Below are 15,832 nucleotides of genomic sequence, written 5' to 3' on the forward strand. Positions count from 1 at the left end.
TCATGATTGTAAATAAGGTTAAAGCTGCTTGTGCTGCCTTTTTAATGTGTGTTGGATCAACGGTTTATGCGCAAAATTTTAAAGTAGTTTTAGATCCTGGTCATGGAGGGAAAGATCCCGGTGCGATGCGTGGAAATTTAGTTGAAAAGAAAATTGTTTTGGATGTTGCTTTAAAGGTGGGCGAACTGCTAAAGCTTGATAAAGATATTAAAGTGATTTTTACTCGAAAAACGGATGTTTTTGTTGAAGTTGCAGAACGAACAAAAATAGCAAACCGCGAAAAAGCCGATGTTTTTGTGTCTATCCATGTAAATGCAGCTAAAAACACCAGCGCTTATGGTGCCGAAACCTATATAATGGGTATCAGTAAAAACGAAGCGAATTTAGATGTTGCCAAACGTGAAAATGCGGTTATTACGTTAGAAGATAATTACGAAAAACATTATGAAGGATACGATCCAAATCGTCCGGAATCTTTAATAGGGTTGACTTTAATGCAGGAACAATTTATCAAACAAAGTATTGATCTGGCATCTAAAATACAGGTTCAATTTAAAGATGAGGTTTTACGAACTGACAGAGGCGTTAGGCAAGGTCCGTTCTGGGTTTTGCATAGTGCACTTATGCCAAGTATTTTAGTTGAATTGGGTTTTATCTCCAACAAAGAAGAAGGCGAATTTTTGAATTCCGAAGCAGGTAAAAACGAGATGGCAAAGGCTATTGCAAGAGCTATTAGAGATTATAAAAAAAGTAACTCAATCTAAAAAAATAAACCGTTAGGTGTAATTCAAAATAAATAAAAATTAACCACATAGACGAATAGAATTATAGCTAATTGTAAAAGATAGGATAGGAAATTATATTATTTTTCACATAGTTCGCTATGCGAAAAGTAAAATGTCTATCATAATCTTTTAAAAAATATAAGAAAAATCTATGTTTCTATGTGGTGCAAATAATTACACACAAAGGGGGAAAAAATACTTTTTTGGTAAGCAAATCTCTTATTCGTTTTAATTCTTAATAGCGTGCTGTAGGTAAAATCGAGTTAAAAACGAGATATATTACTTTTGTATGCAAGTTTTATATACTATTTTTGTAAATTAGAATAGGTTTTTGTTTTGTGCGAAAATCTCATATCGATATTTTTTAAAATTTAGAGTTTATTATAAGAAAACGAAATATAAATATGCTATGTTTATAGATAACTTTAAAGTTGCTATTGGTGCCTTTTTAATGTGTGTTGGATCAACGGTTTATGCCCAAAATTTTAAAGTGGTTTTAGATCCCGGTCACGGAGGTAAAGATTTTGGTGCTGTGCGCGGAAATTATGTAGAAAAGAAAATTGTTTTAGATGTTGCCGAAAAGGTAGGCGACTTGTTAAAGAGAGATAAAGGAATAAGCGTTATTTATACTCGTAAAACTGATGTTTTTTTAGAGTTAAGAGAACGTACAGAAATAGCCAATCGTGAAAAGGCAGATATTTTTGTTTCCATTCACGCAAATGCCGCTTCTAACGCACCAAGTGCAACAGGAACTGAAACCTTTATAATGGGTACAAGTAAAAACGCATCGAATTTAGAAATTGCTAAAAAAGAGAATGCCGTTATTACGTTAGAAGATAATTATGAAACATCGTATTCTGGTTACGATCCAAGCAAACCCGAATCATTAATTGGTTTAACGCTGATACAAGAACAGTTTGTAACGCAGAGTATTGAGCTGGCTTCGAAAGTTCAAACTCGATTTACAAACGATGCCGAGAGAAAAAATCGCGGCGTTAAACAAGCTCCGTTTGTGGTTTTGTACACCGCTTTTATGCCGAGTGTTTTGGTAGAATTAGGATTTTTATCGAACAGCGAAGAAGGAGCATATTTAAACAGCGAAGAAGGTAGAAACGAATTAGCGAGATCAATCGCCAATGCAATCATCGATTATAAAAAGCAGTATCATTCAGCAAGCGAGAATATTTCGGCTCAAAAACCAAGAGAAACTCCAATTAAAGAAGACGAACCTAAAAAGGCCGATACCATAAAACAGAAAGCTCCGGAACCTGCTAAAACATCGTCTGTAGATGCATCTAAACCTGCAACAGTTACAAAAACCGGTGTTTCGTTCAAAGTTCAAATTTCTGCAAGCAGTAAAGATATTGCCTTAACGCCAAGTAACTTTAACGGCTTAAACAATATTTCTATGGTTAAAGAAGGTAATATGTTTAAGTATTTTTACAATGAAACTACCGATTACGATCATGCACGTAAAGCGTTGGAAGTTGCTAAAAACAAAGGATACAATTCTGCATTTTTGGTTGCTTACAAAAACGGTAAAAAAATAAGCATTAAAGAAGCAATTAACAAGTAACTAAAAAAATAGAAAATTGAAAATAGCTATATCAAGAGAGGTAAAAACCGCTGTACTAGTGTTATTATCTATAGGAATGTTAATTTGGGGATACACCTTTTTAAATGGTAAAAACATTTTTAGCAGTTCCAGAACATTTTTTGTGGAATACGATAATGTCGAAGGTCTTTCTACCGCATCATCTGTAACAATAAACGGAATGGTAGTAGGTAAGGTGCATCACATTTCGTTAAAAGGTCAAGGAAAACTGTTGGTAGAAATTGTAATGACCGATAAGGTTGATATTCCGATCTCATCTAAAGCCGTAATTTATTCGCCTGATTTAATCGGAGGAAAACAAATTGCACTTCAAATTAATTACAACGATCCAACCTTGGCAAAAAGCGGCGATTATTTGCAATCGGGGCAAATGGCTGGTTTAATTGATGATTTAGGGCAACGAGTAGATCCTATCGCTAAAAAATTAGATTCTGTTCTTTACAATGTAAACATCTTGGTTCAAACCATAAACAAAACGTTAGATCCGGCTGCGCAGAAAAACCTGCAAGAAGCTTTAGCTAAATTAAACGCTACAATGGGTAATGCAAATGCCATTACGGGTAAGTTTGACCGAATTGTATCAAGCAACGAAGCTAAAATCAGCAATATTGTTTCAGATTTCAATACAACATCTAAAAACCTTTCGGCTTTTTCTAACGATTTAGATAAGATTCAATTACAAAAATTACAGGATATCCTTAATAAATTCGATAATGCAGCATCAAGCCTTGATAAAATGATGAGCGATGCCAACAGTGGCAAAGGAAACATTGGTAAATTAATGAAAGAAGAGCAGCTGTACAACAACTTAGAATCGGCAACAAAAGAATTAAACAGTTTGTTAGAAGACGTTAAACTAAACCCACGCCGTTACATAAATATTTCGGTTTTCGGTAAAAAAGCACAGCCTTATGCAGAACCCGTAAAACAATAATCATACAAAACTAAATACAACAAAAACAATAATTAATTTATAACAGTAATGCACATTTTAAGCAGTATTTTATTTATAGCTTTAACCGTTGCAGGCTTTGGATTTTTTGCAGTAAATGCCAAGAAAATCTACCGCAATATAAAGTTGGGTCAGTCTGTAAACAGAACCGACCGCTCTTCAGAACGCTGGAGAAATATGCTTCTTGTAGCTTTCGGGCAAAAGAAAATGTTTGCCAGACCCGTTCCGGCACTTTTACACTTTGCCATTTATGCAGCATTTATGATTACCCAGATTGAACTGATAGAAATTTTTATCGACGGAGTTTTTGGAACACACCGTATTTTTAAAGAATCGCTTGGTGGTTTTTATACCTTCATGATCAGTTTAATTGAAATATTGTCGGTTGCAGCATTAACGGCAACAATTATCTTTTTATCACGAAGAAACCTGTTAAAACTTCCGCGTTTAAACATGAAAGAATTAATGGGATGGCCTAAAAAAGACGCCAATTTAATTTTAATAATGGAAATTATTTTGGTATTGTGCATTTTTACCATGAACGGAACCGATGAGGTTTTGTACAACATGGGAAAATCACATTTTGAAGGTCAGGGATCTTTTAATTTTACCATTTCTCAATTCATTGGTCCGGCTGTTTTTGGATCTTTTAGCGAAGGTACTTTACATGTTTTAGAACGTGTAGGGTGGTGGGGACACTTTATTATGGTGTTATCTTTCCTTAATTACCTGTACTATTCTAAACATTTGCACATTATTTTGGCATTCCCGAATACCTATTTTGCACATATAGAACCGTTAGGTAAATTCGATAATTTACAGGCAGTTACCAATGAAGTAAAATTAATGATGGATCCAAATGCAGATCCGTTTGCAGCACCAGCACCTGATGCAGATGCAGCACCAGCAAAATTTGGTGCGCAAGATGTTCAAGATTTAAACTGGGTTCAGCTGTTAAATGCGTATTCTTGTACCGAATGTGGTCGTTGTACATCATCGTGTCCGGCAAATTTAACCGGTAAAAAACTATCGCCACGTTTAATAATGATGAAAACGCGCGATCGTTTAGAAGAAGTCGGTAAAAATATCGATACCAATAAAGGAACTTTTGTAGACGATGGTAAAACATTGTTGAATGATTATATTACACCCGAAGAATTGTGGGCTTGTACCACCTGTAATGCCTGTGTTGAAGCTTGTCCAATAGACATCAGTCCGTTATCTATCATTATGGATATGCGCCGATTTTTGGTTATGGAACAAAGTGCTGCACCAATGGAATTAAACACCATGATGACCAACATTGAAAACAATGGGGCACCTTGGCAGTACAGTCAGATGGATCGTTTAAATTGGAAAGACGAAAATTAACCTATCCATATCATCAACTAAAAATAAAGAGAAAATGTCAGAAAGTTTAGTAGTACCTACAATGGCCGAAATGATGGCGCAAGGCAAACAGCCCGAAATATTGTTCTGGGTAGGTTCGGCCGGAAGTTATGATGATAGAGCAAAAAAAATAACGCGTGCATTTGTTAAAATTTTAAATGCCGCCCAAGTTGATTTTGCTGTTTTAGGAACAGAAGAAAGTGCCACCGGCGATGTAGCAAAACGTGCCGGAAACGAATTTTTGTTTCAAATGCAGGCTATGATGAATATTGAAATTCTAAATGCTTATGAAATTAAAAAAATAGTAACCTGTGATCCACATTCGTTTAATTGCTTAAAAAACGAATATCCGGGTTTAGGTGGCAATTACGAAGTAATACACCACACACAGTTTATAAATGAATTAATAAACGAAGGAAAATTAAAATTTAGCGAAAATACTTATAAAGGCAAACGCATTACTTTTCATGATCCTTGTTATTTAGGTCGCGCCAATAAAATTTACAATGCCCCGCGCGAAGTGTTGCAAAAAACAACTGCCACCATTGTAGAAATGAAACGCCATAAAAGTACCGCTTTGTGCTGTGGTGCCGGTGGTGCACAAATGTTTAAAGAACCTGAAAAAGGCGATATGGATGTTAATGTGTTGCGCACCAAAGACGCCATGGAAACCAACCCAAATATTATAGCAACGGGCTGCCCTTATTGCAATACAATGTTAACCGATGGGGTAAAGTTTAGCCATAAAGAAAACGAAATTCAGGTGTTAGATATTGCCGAATTAATTGCTAACGCACAAGACTTATAGTATGTTTGTACCTTTTGAAGAAATGCCGAAATCAGCTAAAATCTGGATTTATCAGGCAAACAGAAAAATGACCGATGAAGAAGTTGCAACTGCAAACGAATTGTTAACCAATTTTGTTGAAAATTGGGCAGCACACAGCACACCTTTAAAAGCATCGTATCAGTTAAAATACAGCCGCTTTATTATTTTGGCGGTAGATCAGGAATATCATGCAGCGTCTGGTTGTTCTATTGATGCTTCTGTGAGAATCATTCAAGAATTAGAACAAAAATTCGGAATCGATCTATTAGATAAAATGAATGTAACCTATAAAACAGGGGAGTTTATTGCACATAAATCGTTAATCGATTTCAAGAAAATGGCAAAAGAAAAAGCTGTAAACGCAAATACTGTTGTGTTTAACAATTTGGTAAATACTATAGAAGAATTCGAAGAATTTTGGGAAGTTCCTGCAGGCGAAAGCTGGCATAGCCGCTTTTTTTAATGATAATTTTAAACATAAAAAACTCCTCTTTAAATTTAAAGGGGAGTTTTTTTTTATAAAGATTTTCTTCTTCTTATTTTTTGATCAATTTGTAAGTACCTTGTGTACCTTCGTTTGTAGTAACAGTTATAAAATATAATCCGTTAGCAGCACTTTGTAAGTTGATTTCCTTATTAGCAGTAGCTAAAACTTTTTGACCTGTTGAGTTGAAAACTTCAATTTTAGCGATATTCAATTCAGAATCTACATTAAAAATTCCAGAAGTAGGGTTAGGATAAACCGTTACTTTACTTGTGTCAAATTTAGAGGTGCTTAATGCGGTTTTCCATTCAACATTATCTATTGTTACTCCTTGGTGTACTCCTGTATAAGTAAATTTAAAAGCAATATACTTATGTCCTGAATTAGCAGGAATTGCAGCTGTTGTATATGTTCCTCCATTAGGTGTAGGAGTTGTTATTGCTGAAAATGTGGTGAAATCAGTATTGTCACTCATAGTACCAATTTCAAGGGCTCCATTGTTATTAGGTGCAGCAGTTGTTAAAACGTATTCTAATAAATGATTACCATCTATAGTTGATAATTCAGGAGAAATTAAGTAAATAACACCACCAGTAGTTGGTGCACCTCCACTGTACATTACAGCAGCATTACCCATAAAAAGAACATTCCCGCTTTTATTCCAACAATTTGGCATTGCTGTTATTGCGTCAAAGGTTTCATTAATAGTTGCAACTGCAGTACATTGGCTGTTTGCGTTAAATGATATTAATCCAATTGCTAATAAGCATAAAGATGTTAAACGTTTTTTTGTTGCGTAAAAGTTATTCATAACTATTAGATTAAAATTTAATTACGCAAATTTATTTATATTAAATCTAAATAAAAAATATTTTTTTAAAAAAGTGTAAATAAAATTTTGTTGAATGAATATTTCAAATAACTTTGTGTTTCAAAGTAAGTAATAATGGATCAAAAAATTTTTGATGATTTAGCACATATACGTTCTATGATGGAACGTTCGTCTCGATTTTTATCTTTAAGCGGTTTATCTGGAATAGGAGCAGGCATTGTTGGTTTAATAGCTGGCTGTATGGCGATGTATTTAACAAATGATTACTTTGTAGACTATGATCTTTATCAACAAAAAGTTTATCAGGCAGATATGCTTTTTAAATTAATTGTTTTAGGCGCATCAGCATTATTATTAGCGATTTTTTGCGGTTGCTATTTCACAGTTCGTAAAAGTAAAAAATTGGGTTTACAAATTTGGACAGCAACTACAAAGAAAATTTTGGTTCAATTAGCTATTCCTTTAGCGGTTGGCGGTGTCTTTGTTTTAGCGTTGTTACAATACAATTTATACGGTTTAGTTGCCGGAACAACCTTAATTTTCTACGGATTGGCTTTAGTTAATGCCGAAAAATATACGTATTCCGATATTAAATATTTAGGTTTTCTGGAAATCATTTTAGGTTGTTTGTCTTTATTTTTTATTGGTAAAGGATTGATTTTCTGGACGATTGGTTTCGGAGTTTTGCATATTATTTACGGTATTATTTTACACAGAAAATACAAGTAAATGAGTTTGATTAGCGGTTTAAATAAAGAATTTGAAAGCAGGGTTCGGTTAGGTATAATGTCAGTTCTCATGGTGAATGAATGGGTTGATTTTACCGAAATGAAAAATCTGCTACAGGTTACCGATGGTAATTTGGCAAGCCATTCTACCGCTTTGGAAAAAAACGAATACATAGAGATTAAAAAGGAATTTGTTGGAAAAAAGCCACGAACTTCCTATAAAATTACGGAAGCTGGTAAGTTGGCATTTCAACAACATCTTGCTTTTCTTGAAAAAATTATGAGACAGTAATAACGTCTTATTTTTTTAACAATAAACTTTGAAAAACAAAGTACTTTTAATTATAAATATTATGAAAAAACAGTTTTTAATTTTTATCAGCACCATTTTATTTGCCGTCCTTTTTTATGATCAGGAACTCGGCATTAATCTTTCCATCTTTGCAATAATTCTATTAATTGCACAATTGGTTATGCAACCTAAATTGTTACGCGATAAAAGGGCGTTAACTTTAGCACTTTGTGTTGTAGCTACAAGCTTTTCAAACGCATGGTTGTTATCAGTAGTTACGGTACTTTCGGTAGTAATTTCGTCGTTTGTTTTTAGATATTATGTGGTAGATCCGCAACTAAAATTAATTTCAAAAGCCTTTAATTTCGCATTTAGCTGGCCAGCATTTGTGGGTCGAATTTTTCTGATAGATCAATGGTTCGAATTCAAAAAAGAGGATTCTAAAAAAACACTCGTTACCATTTTTTCGTACGTAATTTTACCTTTTTGTATCTTATCGGTCTTCTTTGGATTGTACGTTTCATCGAGCGATATGCTAAACAATTGGTACAATCGTTACGAATGGAATATCGACGGATTAATCATTTTTACCATCATCTTCGGGTTTTACATAAGTTTTGTATTTTGGCATATCAAGGTATTCGATTTTATTAAAATCATCGATAAAAGTCTAAAATTCAATTTCACTAAAGAACAGCAAACCAATCAAAAACCATCGTTTAATTTTATTCCGTTAGATTTTGAAGTCCGTAGCGGAATTATCACATTGGTTAGTTTAAACTGCATGTTGTTATTCTTTGTAATTGTTTTTAATGTAGAAAATGCACAGCAAACCATTCAACATATTTCCGAGTACAGTTCGCGAACGCACAGTCAGATTTATTTAATCATCACATCAGTTTTCTTGGCAATGGTCGTGGTTTTGTTCTTCTTTAAAGATGCGTTGAACTTTATAAAAAACAATACGTGGCTGCTTCGATTGACAAAAATTTGGATTGGTTTAAACGCATTTTTAATAGCATCGGCTTTTTATCAAAACTCGGTTTACATCAACGCAATGGGGTTAACCTACAAACGTTTGGGTGTGTATTTATTTTTGATTATTTGCTTGATTGGTTTGGTTTATTCGTTCCTAAAAATCCATAATAAACGAACAAATTTTTACTTGATTGATAGAATGTCGTGGATCATTTTTTATAGTTTGATCTTTTGTTCGATTTTTAACTGGGGAAATATTATGACCAATTACAATTTACAGAAAGATAGAATCGATTGGTACTATTTGACTAATGATTTATCAGGAAACGAAAAAACATTGATTGAATATTACAAAAAAAAGAATAGGGAAGTACCAAAATATCTTTTAAACCGAATGAAATATCATAAGGATTTACCGTTTTTATCAAAGCAGTTGTATTACAGTAATGCTAAAGTAGATTAATTGAGATCTATTTTTCTGATTTAGGTAATTGAAAAAAGAATCAATACTTAACACTTTTGATATTCCTAATTTGATTTGATCATTGAAGGACAAACAAAATCCGAGTTTAAACACACTGCTCAAAAAGTTGTACACTATTTCGGTGCAGTGTGTTTTTCGGATTTCTATTTCATTTTCAGCGTAGTTTTTTCTATTTTTTCTGATAAGTTGCTCATCCAAATTAATTGATCGATTATTAATTGAGATTCTTCTAATTTCTGAATTTTAGAAGCTTCGTCAATATCTAATTTTTCGACTTCTTGTCTGCGGATGGCTTTTAATTCGGTAATGCTGATTTTAAAATCTTCTTCGATATCAGATGTTATCTCGGCATCAAAATCCAAATTATGTAACGACTGACTTAAGTTGTTGTTGATGTAATCCATTACCAGCTTAAACGCTTTTGAAGCTTCGGTAGTTTTATGAAACTGAATGTAAGTGCCGATACTTGCTGCAGATGAAACCAGCGTTTGGTTTAAAACAGTTAATTCGTACAATTCAGCACGGTTAACTTGTTTACCTTTCGGTTCTTGAATCATTCGTTGAAAACTCGCCATTAAATTTCCTACTTCAATAAAAGCATTTTTTCTCGCCAATTTGTATGATGTAGATGGTTCGCCTTTCTTTATATAGTAATATTTCACTTCTATAATGTACAATTTTATGGCTTTCAGCGAATTTTCCAAGTGAATGTTCATGGAATTCAGTTCCCAAGTTGGCCACACAAATCTGGTAGCTAAAAAGGCTAAAAGTGCGCCTACAACCGTATCTAAAATTCGATAAATCAATTGTGTTTCCGCATTATCCGTAAGCAACCCGTAAATTAAAATTACATAAAAAGTTACAAAAGTTACACCAACTTTATAATCGATACCCGAAAACCAATATCCCAAAAGCATCGAAATAATTGCCAGCACGCTCAAAGCAATATTACTATCGATTAAAATCAGCGCCGAAATTCCTAAAATTCCACCGATAATCGTTCCAATAACACGGTGTGTTGATCGTTGTTTTGTTAAACCATAACCGGGACGCATAATAACCACAATAGTCAGTAAAATCCAATAAGCATTTTCGAAATTAAAAATATTGCCCACAATTAATCCTACGAACATGGTTAAAGTAATACGCAAAGCATATCTAAAAGTGGACGATTTAAAGTTTAAATGATCTAAAAATGTTTTTAAACGGTAATGTTCAGGCGTGAAGAATTTTTCTAAATCGCGGTACTTTCCTCTTAATTCATCTGCGTTTACACGTTCTTTATACACCCGCTCCAAACCTTTTATCTTTTCGATCTGTTTATCGGCGTAAAAAAGAAGGTTGTTTACGTTTACGGCATTTTCATCGTAAATAGATATATTCTGATTTTTAACGTAATCGTTTATTCGCAACTTCAATTTTTTGAAATCGTTAGCCAAATTCCCAATAGAATGATGCTTTTTATTTGTTTTGATATGAAAAGCCAGACTTTTTAAGGTAACCGAAAAGCTATGAGCCAGCGTTTTGTATTCCGCTAAAATAGAATCATCGTCTTTAAAAAACTCAATAAACTCTTTATGATTGAACGTATTTGCCATAGCAAGTTCTAAAATATCAACCAATGACGACAATGCAACCAGCAGTTTTCGGTTGTTGTTAGAGTTTAATGTACGTGCCTTATTGTAAACCAGATATTCGCGAATATGTTCATGCAGTTCGTTAATTCTAACCTGCTTTTCCAACATTTGGCGATTAATTTTTTCACGATCTGCATTTTCAATCCATAACTTAGATCGTAATTCTAAATATTCACCGGTAATTTCAATACATTCGGCAACTTCAAGATTTATATATCGGTTGGGTTTAATAAAATAAAAAACGATCGATATCAATGTATAAAACAATCCACCTAACAATAAATAAAAGCAATTTGTAAGTAAAATTTCAGGTTTGTCATGATGAATAAAAGACAAACTAATCGTTAACAACAAAGTAAACGATAACAAATTGGCTCTGTGCCCAAAAAGCGAAATAAAAGCCGATAAAAAAACAAGCACACAAAAAAGCGGTGCAAAAATATAAAAGTAGGGGTAAGTGTAGGTTAACGAAAAAGAAATAATAGGAATTAAGAACGAAACCAACAGCAAACCAATAATTTTATGCTTAAAATTGCTCGATATATCAATTGGTGCACACAACAAAGCGCCTAAAGTAACAGTAAAAGCAGCGGTAAAATCGGCAGAACTGTAAAAAATAAAAAAGGCAACAATGGCTGTAAACGTAATCTTAATTGCGTTATAAAACTGATTATCACCAAATTTCAAGAATAATTTATCGAACATTTTAAAAAGATCATTAAATAAAAAGTGAACTTATACAAACATTAAAGTTAATTAATTAGCGGTAAATTTTACTATATTTTGTAAATTTGCAGAATATTTAAAATACGAAACAATGATTTTACCTATTGTAGGTTACGGCGATCCGGTTTTACGTAAAGAATGCGAAGAAATTTCTAAAGATTATCCGCAGTTAAAAGAGCTTATTAACAATATGTACGATACTATGGATAATGCTTATGGTGTAGGTTTGGCAGCCCCGCAGATAGGTTTACCCATTCGTTTATTTGTTGTAGATACCAAACCGTTTGGCGAAGATGAAGATCTTTCTAAAAGCGAACGCGATTTTCTGTCGAACTTTAGTTGTACCTTTATTAATGCAAAAATTTTGAAGGAAGAAGGCGAGGAGTGGTCTTTTAACGAAGGTTGTTTAAGTATTCCGGGAGTTCGTGAAGATGTGTACCGCAAACCGAATATCACCATTGAATATTACGACGAGAATTTTGAAAAGCAGGTTAAGGAATTTTCAGGATATGCAGCGCGCGTAATTCAGCATGAGTACGACCATATAGAAGGTGTGTTGTTCACCGATAAAATTTCTACATTAAAAAAGAAATTAAACAGCAAACGATTACAGAATATTATGGAAGGGAAAGTTTTTCCCGATTATAAAATGAAATTTATCAACAAAAAAGGTAGATAATTTTGGATATTAAATTCAAATTATGATATTTGTGACCTTGAAAAAAATAAAATAATGAGCGTAGAGAAAGTTTTAGCTATATCTGGAAAACCAGGATTATACGAATTGAAAATCCAAACAAGATCAGGATTTATTGCAGAATCATTAATTGACGGAAAAAGATTAACAGTTGGTTTACGCAGCAATGTAAGCTTGTTATCAGAAATTTCGATCTATACAGAAACAGGCGAATTAAAATTATTCGAAGTTTTTGCTAAAATTGCAACCAAAGAAAACAACGGACCAGCTTTAGACCACAAAGCAACAAATAACGATTTATTAGCTTATTTTGGTGAAGTAGTGCCTGATTTTGATCGTGACCGCGTTTATGTATCAGACATTAAAAAAGTATTAAACTGGTACAACATTTTGCAGCAGGCTAACTACATTGCAGCTTTAACAGCACCGGCAGTTACAACAACTGGTACGGTTACTATCAACAACAATACAGAAGAGCAGGAAACTGTAGAAGCAGAAGTTGTTGAAGAAAAGCCAAAAGCAAAGCGCGCAACAAAAAAGAAAACAGAAGATAAAGAATAATATTTAAAACCGGCTATTTTGCCGGTTTTTTTACACCGTTTTAGTATGAACAACAGAACAGCACAATTAAAAGCATTCGAAGAATTGTTAGATATAATGGACGATTTGCGTGAAAAATGTCCGTGGGATCAAAAGCAAACCTTTCAATCGTTAAAGCATTTGACGATAGAAGAAGTTTATGAATTGAACGATGCCATTACAGATAACGATACCACCGAAATTAAAAAGGAATTAGGCGATCTTTTGCTTCACATTGTTTTTTATTCTAAAATAGGCAGTGAAACCAATTTGTTTGATATTGAAGCGGTGTGTAAAGGAATCAGCGAAAAGTTAATAAGCAGACATCCGCATATTTATGGCGATGCCGTTGCCGAAGATGAAAAAGCTGTTCTGGAAAATTGGGAAAAACTGAAACTGAAAGAAGGAAATAAATCTGTTTTAAGTGGTGTACCAAAATCGCTTCCGGCAATAATTAAAGCATTCCGTATTCAGGATAAAGTAAAAGGTGTAGGCTTCGATTGGGATAATAAAGAGGATGTTTGGGCAAAGGTTGAAGAAGAACTAAATGAGTTTAAGGTTGAAGTTGCCAATAACGATTTCGAAAAACAGGAACAGGAATTTGGCGATGTTTTGTTCGCACTGATCAATTACGCTCGTTTTTGCAATATAAATCCCGAAGCGGCATTAAACAAAACCAATCAGAAGTTCATTAACCGATTTACCAGAATGGAAGAATTAATAAAGCAGGATTCTAAAACAATTGGAGATTTATCTTTAAAGGAATTAGATGTTTATTGGAACGAAGTAAAAAAGTTTGAATCAAAATAAAAATTTTCATACATTTAAATAAAAAAAATTAAGCTATGAAAGATTTATTAAGAGCCCTATTAGCAGGCTGGGGTGCAAAGAAAGCTGGTTTTGGCTGCTTTGGAACCATTATTGTGTTTATAATTTTATACTGGATATTAGGAAAATTTATGTAATAAAAAAGCTGTTCAATTTAGACTACATCAAAAAAATGGAAAAGTTGAAAATTAGTGTAAAACTGAGTTCGATATTTTATCGGATTCAGTTTTTTTAGTTATTTAAGCCGAAATAGAGAAGTTAACAATTTATTATAAGTCTGTGATGATCATTAAATCTGTGGTTAAATGATTCAAGGTTTAATGTTTCAGGTTCTCTTAGATCAATTGCCTCGAACTTTAGTTCGAGGGTTGTTGTGAATTAAAGTAGGCTTTAGCAAAATTTTATGTATAGCATAAAATGTATTGCTGTAAAGCCTGAAACATCGTGTAAATCTGTGCAATCAGTGGTTAAATGATTTGAAGTTTAAGGTTTCAAATCCTTTCGGAAAATTAATTGCCTCGAACTTTAGTTCGACGGTTGTTGTTACATTTTGATAAGGCTTTAGCCAAACACTAAAATAAATCCGCGACAATCTGTGTCATCTGTGGTAAAAAAATTAGAGCTTCACCCAAACACTCATGCGGTCAGTGAGCTGGTCCCTGAGCATTCTAAGATAAAAACAAGTAATCAATCAATTAATTTTACAAAAGGTTCATTTCTTTTCGCGACGGCGAATATTCGTAATACAATTTTGTTCGCAACAGCATTTAAAGCAGTAAGTTTATGTTTTCCTTTTTCTAGTTTTTGTTCGTAATATTTTTTTAGTTGCGGATCGTGCTGAATGGCACTTCCCGCAGCTTTAAATTTTTGTGTAGGTGGTGTTTAGATCCTGACTTGATTTTACTATTTCCATCATTTGTTTTTCTAAATCTTGTATCGTGTTTTTGATAAATTTTAATTGTTTTTGCTCAAGCTTTATCAATTGTTTCAATGCTACTTTTTCACTTAGTATCATTTCCGCTTTTAAGCTATTTTGTATTTGTACTGACATTTTCACATATCGTTCACGTGCCGTCATTAGTGCTTTTAATTTTCTTAATGATTCACAAGGCAATTTAAAAGGTGATAGTTTATGATGACTTGTTATGATATAATCAGCAATTCTATAGGCGTCCACTACATCAGATTTTCCACGCTGTAGTCCTAATGATCGCTGAAGATCTAATGGGTTGATCAAATAGTAAGTAAACAATTGTTCTTCTAATAGCCAAGACAGTAGCGCACCGTAATGTCCTGTATGCTCTAGGGCAACAACTACATTTTCTTTGTCTAGATTTTTTAGCCAAGTAAGAATCTCTTTTTCTTTGTTCGCAATCACACCTTGTTGGAGTTTTCTACGGCTGTCTTTTTCCAACATACAGAAATCAAGTGTGTCTTTACAAACATCAATGCCAATATTAAAATTTTTCATAAATTTGGATTTAAGGAAAACAACTCTGACACAACCCAATTGGTTTCAATTACTAACGCTATTAATAAGCCTTTAAGCTTAACATTCTAAATGGTACTTAAAACCAAAGAGGAGAATAGGACTAATGCTCAGGATAAACCACTACGTTTAAGAGCCGAACTAGTTCACCTATTCCCTCTGGTTGTTCAGAAATTATCTTCATTAATAATAACTGAATTTACTAAATACAAATCTAATAGCCTGTCGAACTGCCAAACATCCCTCACTAAACACATATTCAGCTTCTTACAAAAAAGATTAAAAAACTTTACAAAAGCATTTGCAAAGTTCAAAAAAACAGTACTATATTTGCAACCGCTTTCAGAGTAACGAAAGCCACGTTCATAGAAAAAAAGTAAAAAATAAATTTGGATAGTATTGCAAAAGGTTTGTATCTTTGCAGTCCGTTCAAAAAGAAAGGGCGATTAGCTCAGCTGGTTCAGAGCACCTCGTTTACACCGAGGGGGTCGGGGGTTCGAACCCCTCA

General features: G+C 33.5%; 15 protein-coding genes and 1 tRNA gene. 13 read left to right on the plus strand and 3 right to left on the minus strand.

Translation table 11 applies throughout. From position 1 onward, the window contains the following. The first annotated feature begins 2 nt into the window (after window positions 1-2). From BM253_RS14445 to BM253_RS14470, 6 genes are all read left to right on the plus strand, one after another. A complete protein-coding gene (locus BM253_RS14445; RefSeq protein WP_091525726.1) occupies window positions 3-764 on the plus strand; it encodes an N-acetylmuramoyl-L-alanine amidase family protein in 762 nt (253 codons plus the stop codon). Between the two features lie 430 nt (window positions 765-1,194). Then, complete coding sequence (locus tag BM253_RS14450; RefSeq protein ID WP_091525728.1) at window positions 1,195-2,361, plus strand: N-acetylmuramoyl-L-alanine amidase family protein; 1,167 nt, start codon at window positions 1,195-1,197, stop codon at window positions 2,359-2,361. 16 nt (window positions 2,362-2,377) lie between these two features. Further along, window positions 2,378-3,334 (plus strand): MlaD family protein, encoded by a 957-nt coding sequence (locus BM253_RS14455; protein ID WP_143095676.1) that lies wholly within the window; start codon window positions 2,378-2,380, stop codon window positions 3,332-3,334. Window positions 3,335-3,382: 48 nt separating this feature from the next. Then, window positions 3,383-4,723, plus strand: coding sequence for a 4Fe-4S dicluster domain-containing protein (locus BM253_RS14460; RefSeq protein WP_091525732.1), 1,341 nt, complete (start codon window positions 3,383-3,385; stop codon window positions 4,721-4,723). A 34-nt stretch (window positions 4,724-4,757) separates the two neighbouring features. Next, the gene (locus tag BM253_RS14465) at window positions 4,758-5,549 is read left to right on the plus strand and encodes a (Fe-S)-binding protein (RefSeq protein ID WP_091525734.1); all 792 of its coding nucleotides are present in this window, start codon (window positions 4,758-4,760) and stop codon (window positions 5,547-5,549) included. A 1-nt stretch (window position 5,550) separates the two neighbouring features. Further along, entirely contained in the window at window positions 5,551-6,033 is a 483-nt protein-coding gene (locus BM253_RS14470) for an ABC transporter ATPase (RefSeq protein WP_091525736.1), read from the plus strand. A 73-nt stretch (window positions 6,034-6,106) separates the two neighbouring features. On the opposite strand, the gene BM253_RS14475 is transcribed toward BM253_RS14470, so the two are convergent. Next, the gene (locus tag BM253_RS14475; RefSeq protein ID WP_091525739.1) at window positions 6,107-6,865 is read right to left on the minus strand and encodes a T9SS-dependent choice-of-anchor J family protein; all 759 of its coding nucleotides are present in this window, start codon (window positions 6,863-6,865) and stop codon (window positions 6,107-6,109) included. A 135-nt stretch (window positions 6,866-7,000) separates the two neighbouring features. Here BM253_RS14475 and BM253_RS14480 point away from each other — a divergent pair, with 135 nt between their 5' ends. From BM253_RS14480 to BM253_RS14490, 3 genes are all read left to right on the plus strand, one after another. Further along, window positions 7,001-7,615 carry a hypothetical protein gene (locus tag BM253_RS14480; protein ID WP_091525741.1) on the plus strand — a complete coding sequence of 205 codons (615 nt, stop codon included), beginning with the start codon at window positions 7,001-7,003 and terminating at the stop codon, window positions 7,613-7,615. Then, window positions 7,616-7,906, plus strand: coding sequence for a winged helix-turn-helix domain-containing protein (locus tag BM253_RS14485; RefSeq protein WP_091525743.1), 291 nt, complete (start codon window positions 7,616-7,618; stop codon window positions 7,904-7,906). A 61-nt stretch (window positions 7,907-7,967) separates the two neighbouring features. Beyond that, complete coding sequence (locus BM253_RS14490; protein ID WP_091525745.1) at window positions 7,968-9,347, plus strand: DUF4153 domain-containing protein; 1,380 nt, start codon at window positions 7,968-7,970, stop codon at window positions 9,345-9,347. A 164-nt stretch (window positions 9,348-9,511) separates the two neighbouring features. Here the strand turns inward: BM253_RS14490 and BM253_RS14495 are convergent, their stop codons facing one another. After that, complete coding sequence (locus BM253_RS14495; protein ID WP_091525748.1) at window positions 9,512-11,710, minus strand: FUSC family protein; 2,199 nt, start codon at window positions 11,708-11,710, stop codon at window positions 9,512-9,514. 112 nt (window positions 11,711-11,822) lie between these two features. On the opposite strand from BM253_RS14495, the gene def reads away from it, so the two are divergent. From def to mazG, 3 genes are read left to right on the plus strand one after another with little or no spacing between them, the layout of a single operon-like run. Then, the gene (gene def / locus BM253_RS14500) at window positions 11,823-12,410 is read left to right on the plus strand and encodes a peptide deformylase (RefSeq protein WP_091525750.1); all 588 of its coding nucleotides are present in this window, start codon (window positions 11,823-11,825) and stop codon (window positions 12,408-12,410) included. Window positions 12,411-12,464: 54 nt separating this feature from the next. Further along, the gene (locus BM253_RS14505; protein ID WP_091525752.1) at window positions 12,465-12,989 is read left to right on the plus strand and encodes a DUF5606 family protein; all 525 of its coding nucleotides are present in this window, start codon (window positions 12,465-12,467) and stop codon (window positions 12,987-12,989) included. 45 nt (window positions 12,990-13,034) lie between these two features. Next, the gene (gene mazG, locus BM253_RS14510; protein WP_091525754.1) at window positions 13,035-13,817 is read left to right on the plus strand and encodes a nucleoside triphosphate pyrophosphohydrolase; all 783 of its coding nucleotides are present in this window, start codon (window positions 13,035-13,037) and stop codon (window positions 13,815-13,817) included. 877 nt (window positions 13,818-14,694) lie between these two features. Here mazG and BM253_RS14515 read toward each other — a convergent pair. After that, window positions 14,695-15,306: an IS110 family transposase gene (locus BM253_RS14515; protein ID WP_091525756.1), complete on the minus strand. Its 612-nt coding sequence runs from the start codon at window positions 15,304-15,306 to the stop codon at window positions 14,695-14,697. A gap of 466 nt (window positions 15,307-15,772) precedes the next feature. Here BM253_RS14515 and BM253_RS14525 point away from each other — a divergent pair. Beyond that, window positions 15,773-15,832: transfer RNA gene (locus BM253_RS14525), tRNA-Val, on the plus strand.

Source organism: Paenimyroides ummariense (assembly GCF_900115115.1).
In the GTDB taxonomy this organism is placed as follows: Bacteria; Bacteroidota; Bacteroidia; order Flavobacteriales; family Flavobacteriaceae; genus Flavobacterium; species Flavobacterium ummariense.

Excerpts from the sequence above, each read along its gene's own strand:
- BM253_RS14505 (WP_091525752.1), top strand. The coding sequence starts at position 12,465 with ATGAGCGTAGAGAAAGTTTTAGCTATATCTGGAAAACCAGGATTATAC.
- BM253_RS14465 (WP_091525734.1), top strand. The coding sequence starts at position 4,758 with ATGTCAGAAAGTTTAGTAGTACCTACAATGGCCGAAATGATGGCGCAA.
- BM253_RS14445 (WP_091525726.1), top strand. The coding sequence starts at position 3 with ATGATTGTAAATAAGGTTAAAGCTGCTTGTGCTGCCTTTTTAATGTGT.
- def (WP_091525750.1), top strand. The coding sequence starts at position 11,823 with ATGATTTTACCTATTGTAGGTTACGGCGATCCGGTTTTACGTAAAGAA.
- BM253_RS14470 (WP_091525736.1), top strand. The coding sequence starts at position 5,551 with ATGTTTGTACCTTTTGAAGAAATGCCGAAATCAGCTAAAATCTGGATT.
- BM253_RS14495 (WP_091525748.1), bottom strand. The coding sequence starts at position 11,710 with ATGTTCGATAAATTATTCTTGAAATTTGGTGATAATCAGTTTTATAAC.
- BM253_RS14480 (WP_091525741.1), top strand. The coding sequence starts at position 7,001 with ATGGATCAAAAAATTTTTGATGATTTAGCACATATACGTTCTATGATG.
- BM253_RS14450 (WP_091525728.1), top strand. The coding sequence starts at position 1,195 with ATGTTTATAGATAACTTTAAAGTTGCTATTGGTGCCTTTTTAATGTGT.
- mazG (WP_091525754.1), top strand. The coding sequence starts at position 13,035 with ATGAACAACAGAACAGCACAATTAAAAGCATTCGAAGAATTGTTAGAT.
- BM253_RS14485 (WP_091525743.1), top strand. The coding sequence starts at position 7,616 with ATGAGTTTGATTAGCGGTTTAAATAAAGAATTTGAAAGCAGGGTTCGG.
- BM253_RS14460 (WP_091525732.1), top strand. The coding sequence starts at position 3,383 with ATGCACATTTTAAGCAGTATTTTATTTATAGCTTTAACCGTTGCAGGC.
- BM253_RS14475 (WP_091525739.1), bottom strand. The coding sequence starts at position 6,865 with ATGAATAACTTTTACGCAACAAAAAAACGTTTAACATCTTTATGCTTA.
- BM253_RS14515 (WP_091525756.1), bottom strand. The coding sequence starts at position 15,306 with ATGAAAAATTTTAATATTGGCATTGATGTTTGTAAAGACACACTTGAT.
- BM253_RS14490 (WP_091525745.1), top strand. The coding sequence starts at position 7,968 with ATGAAAAAACAGTTTTTAATTTTTATCAGCACCATTTTATTTGCCGTC.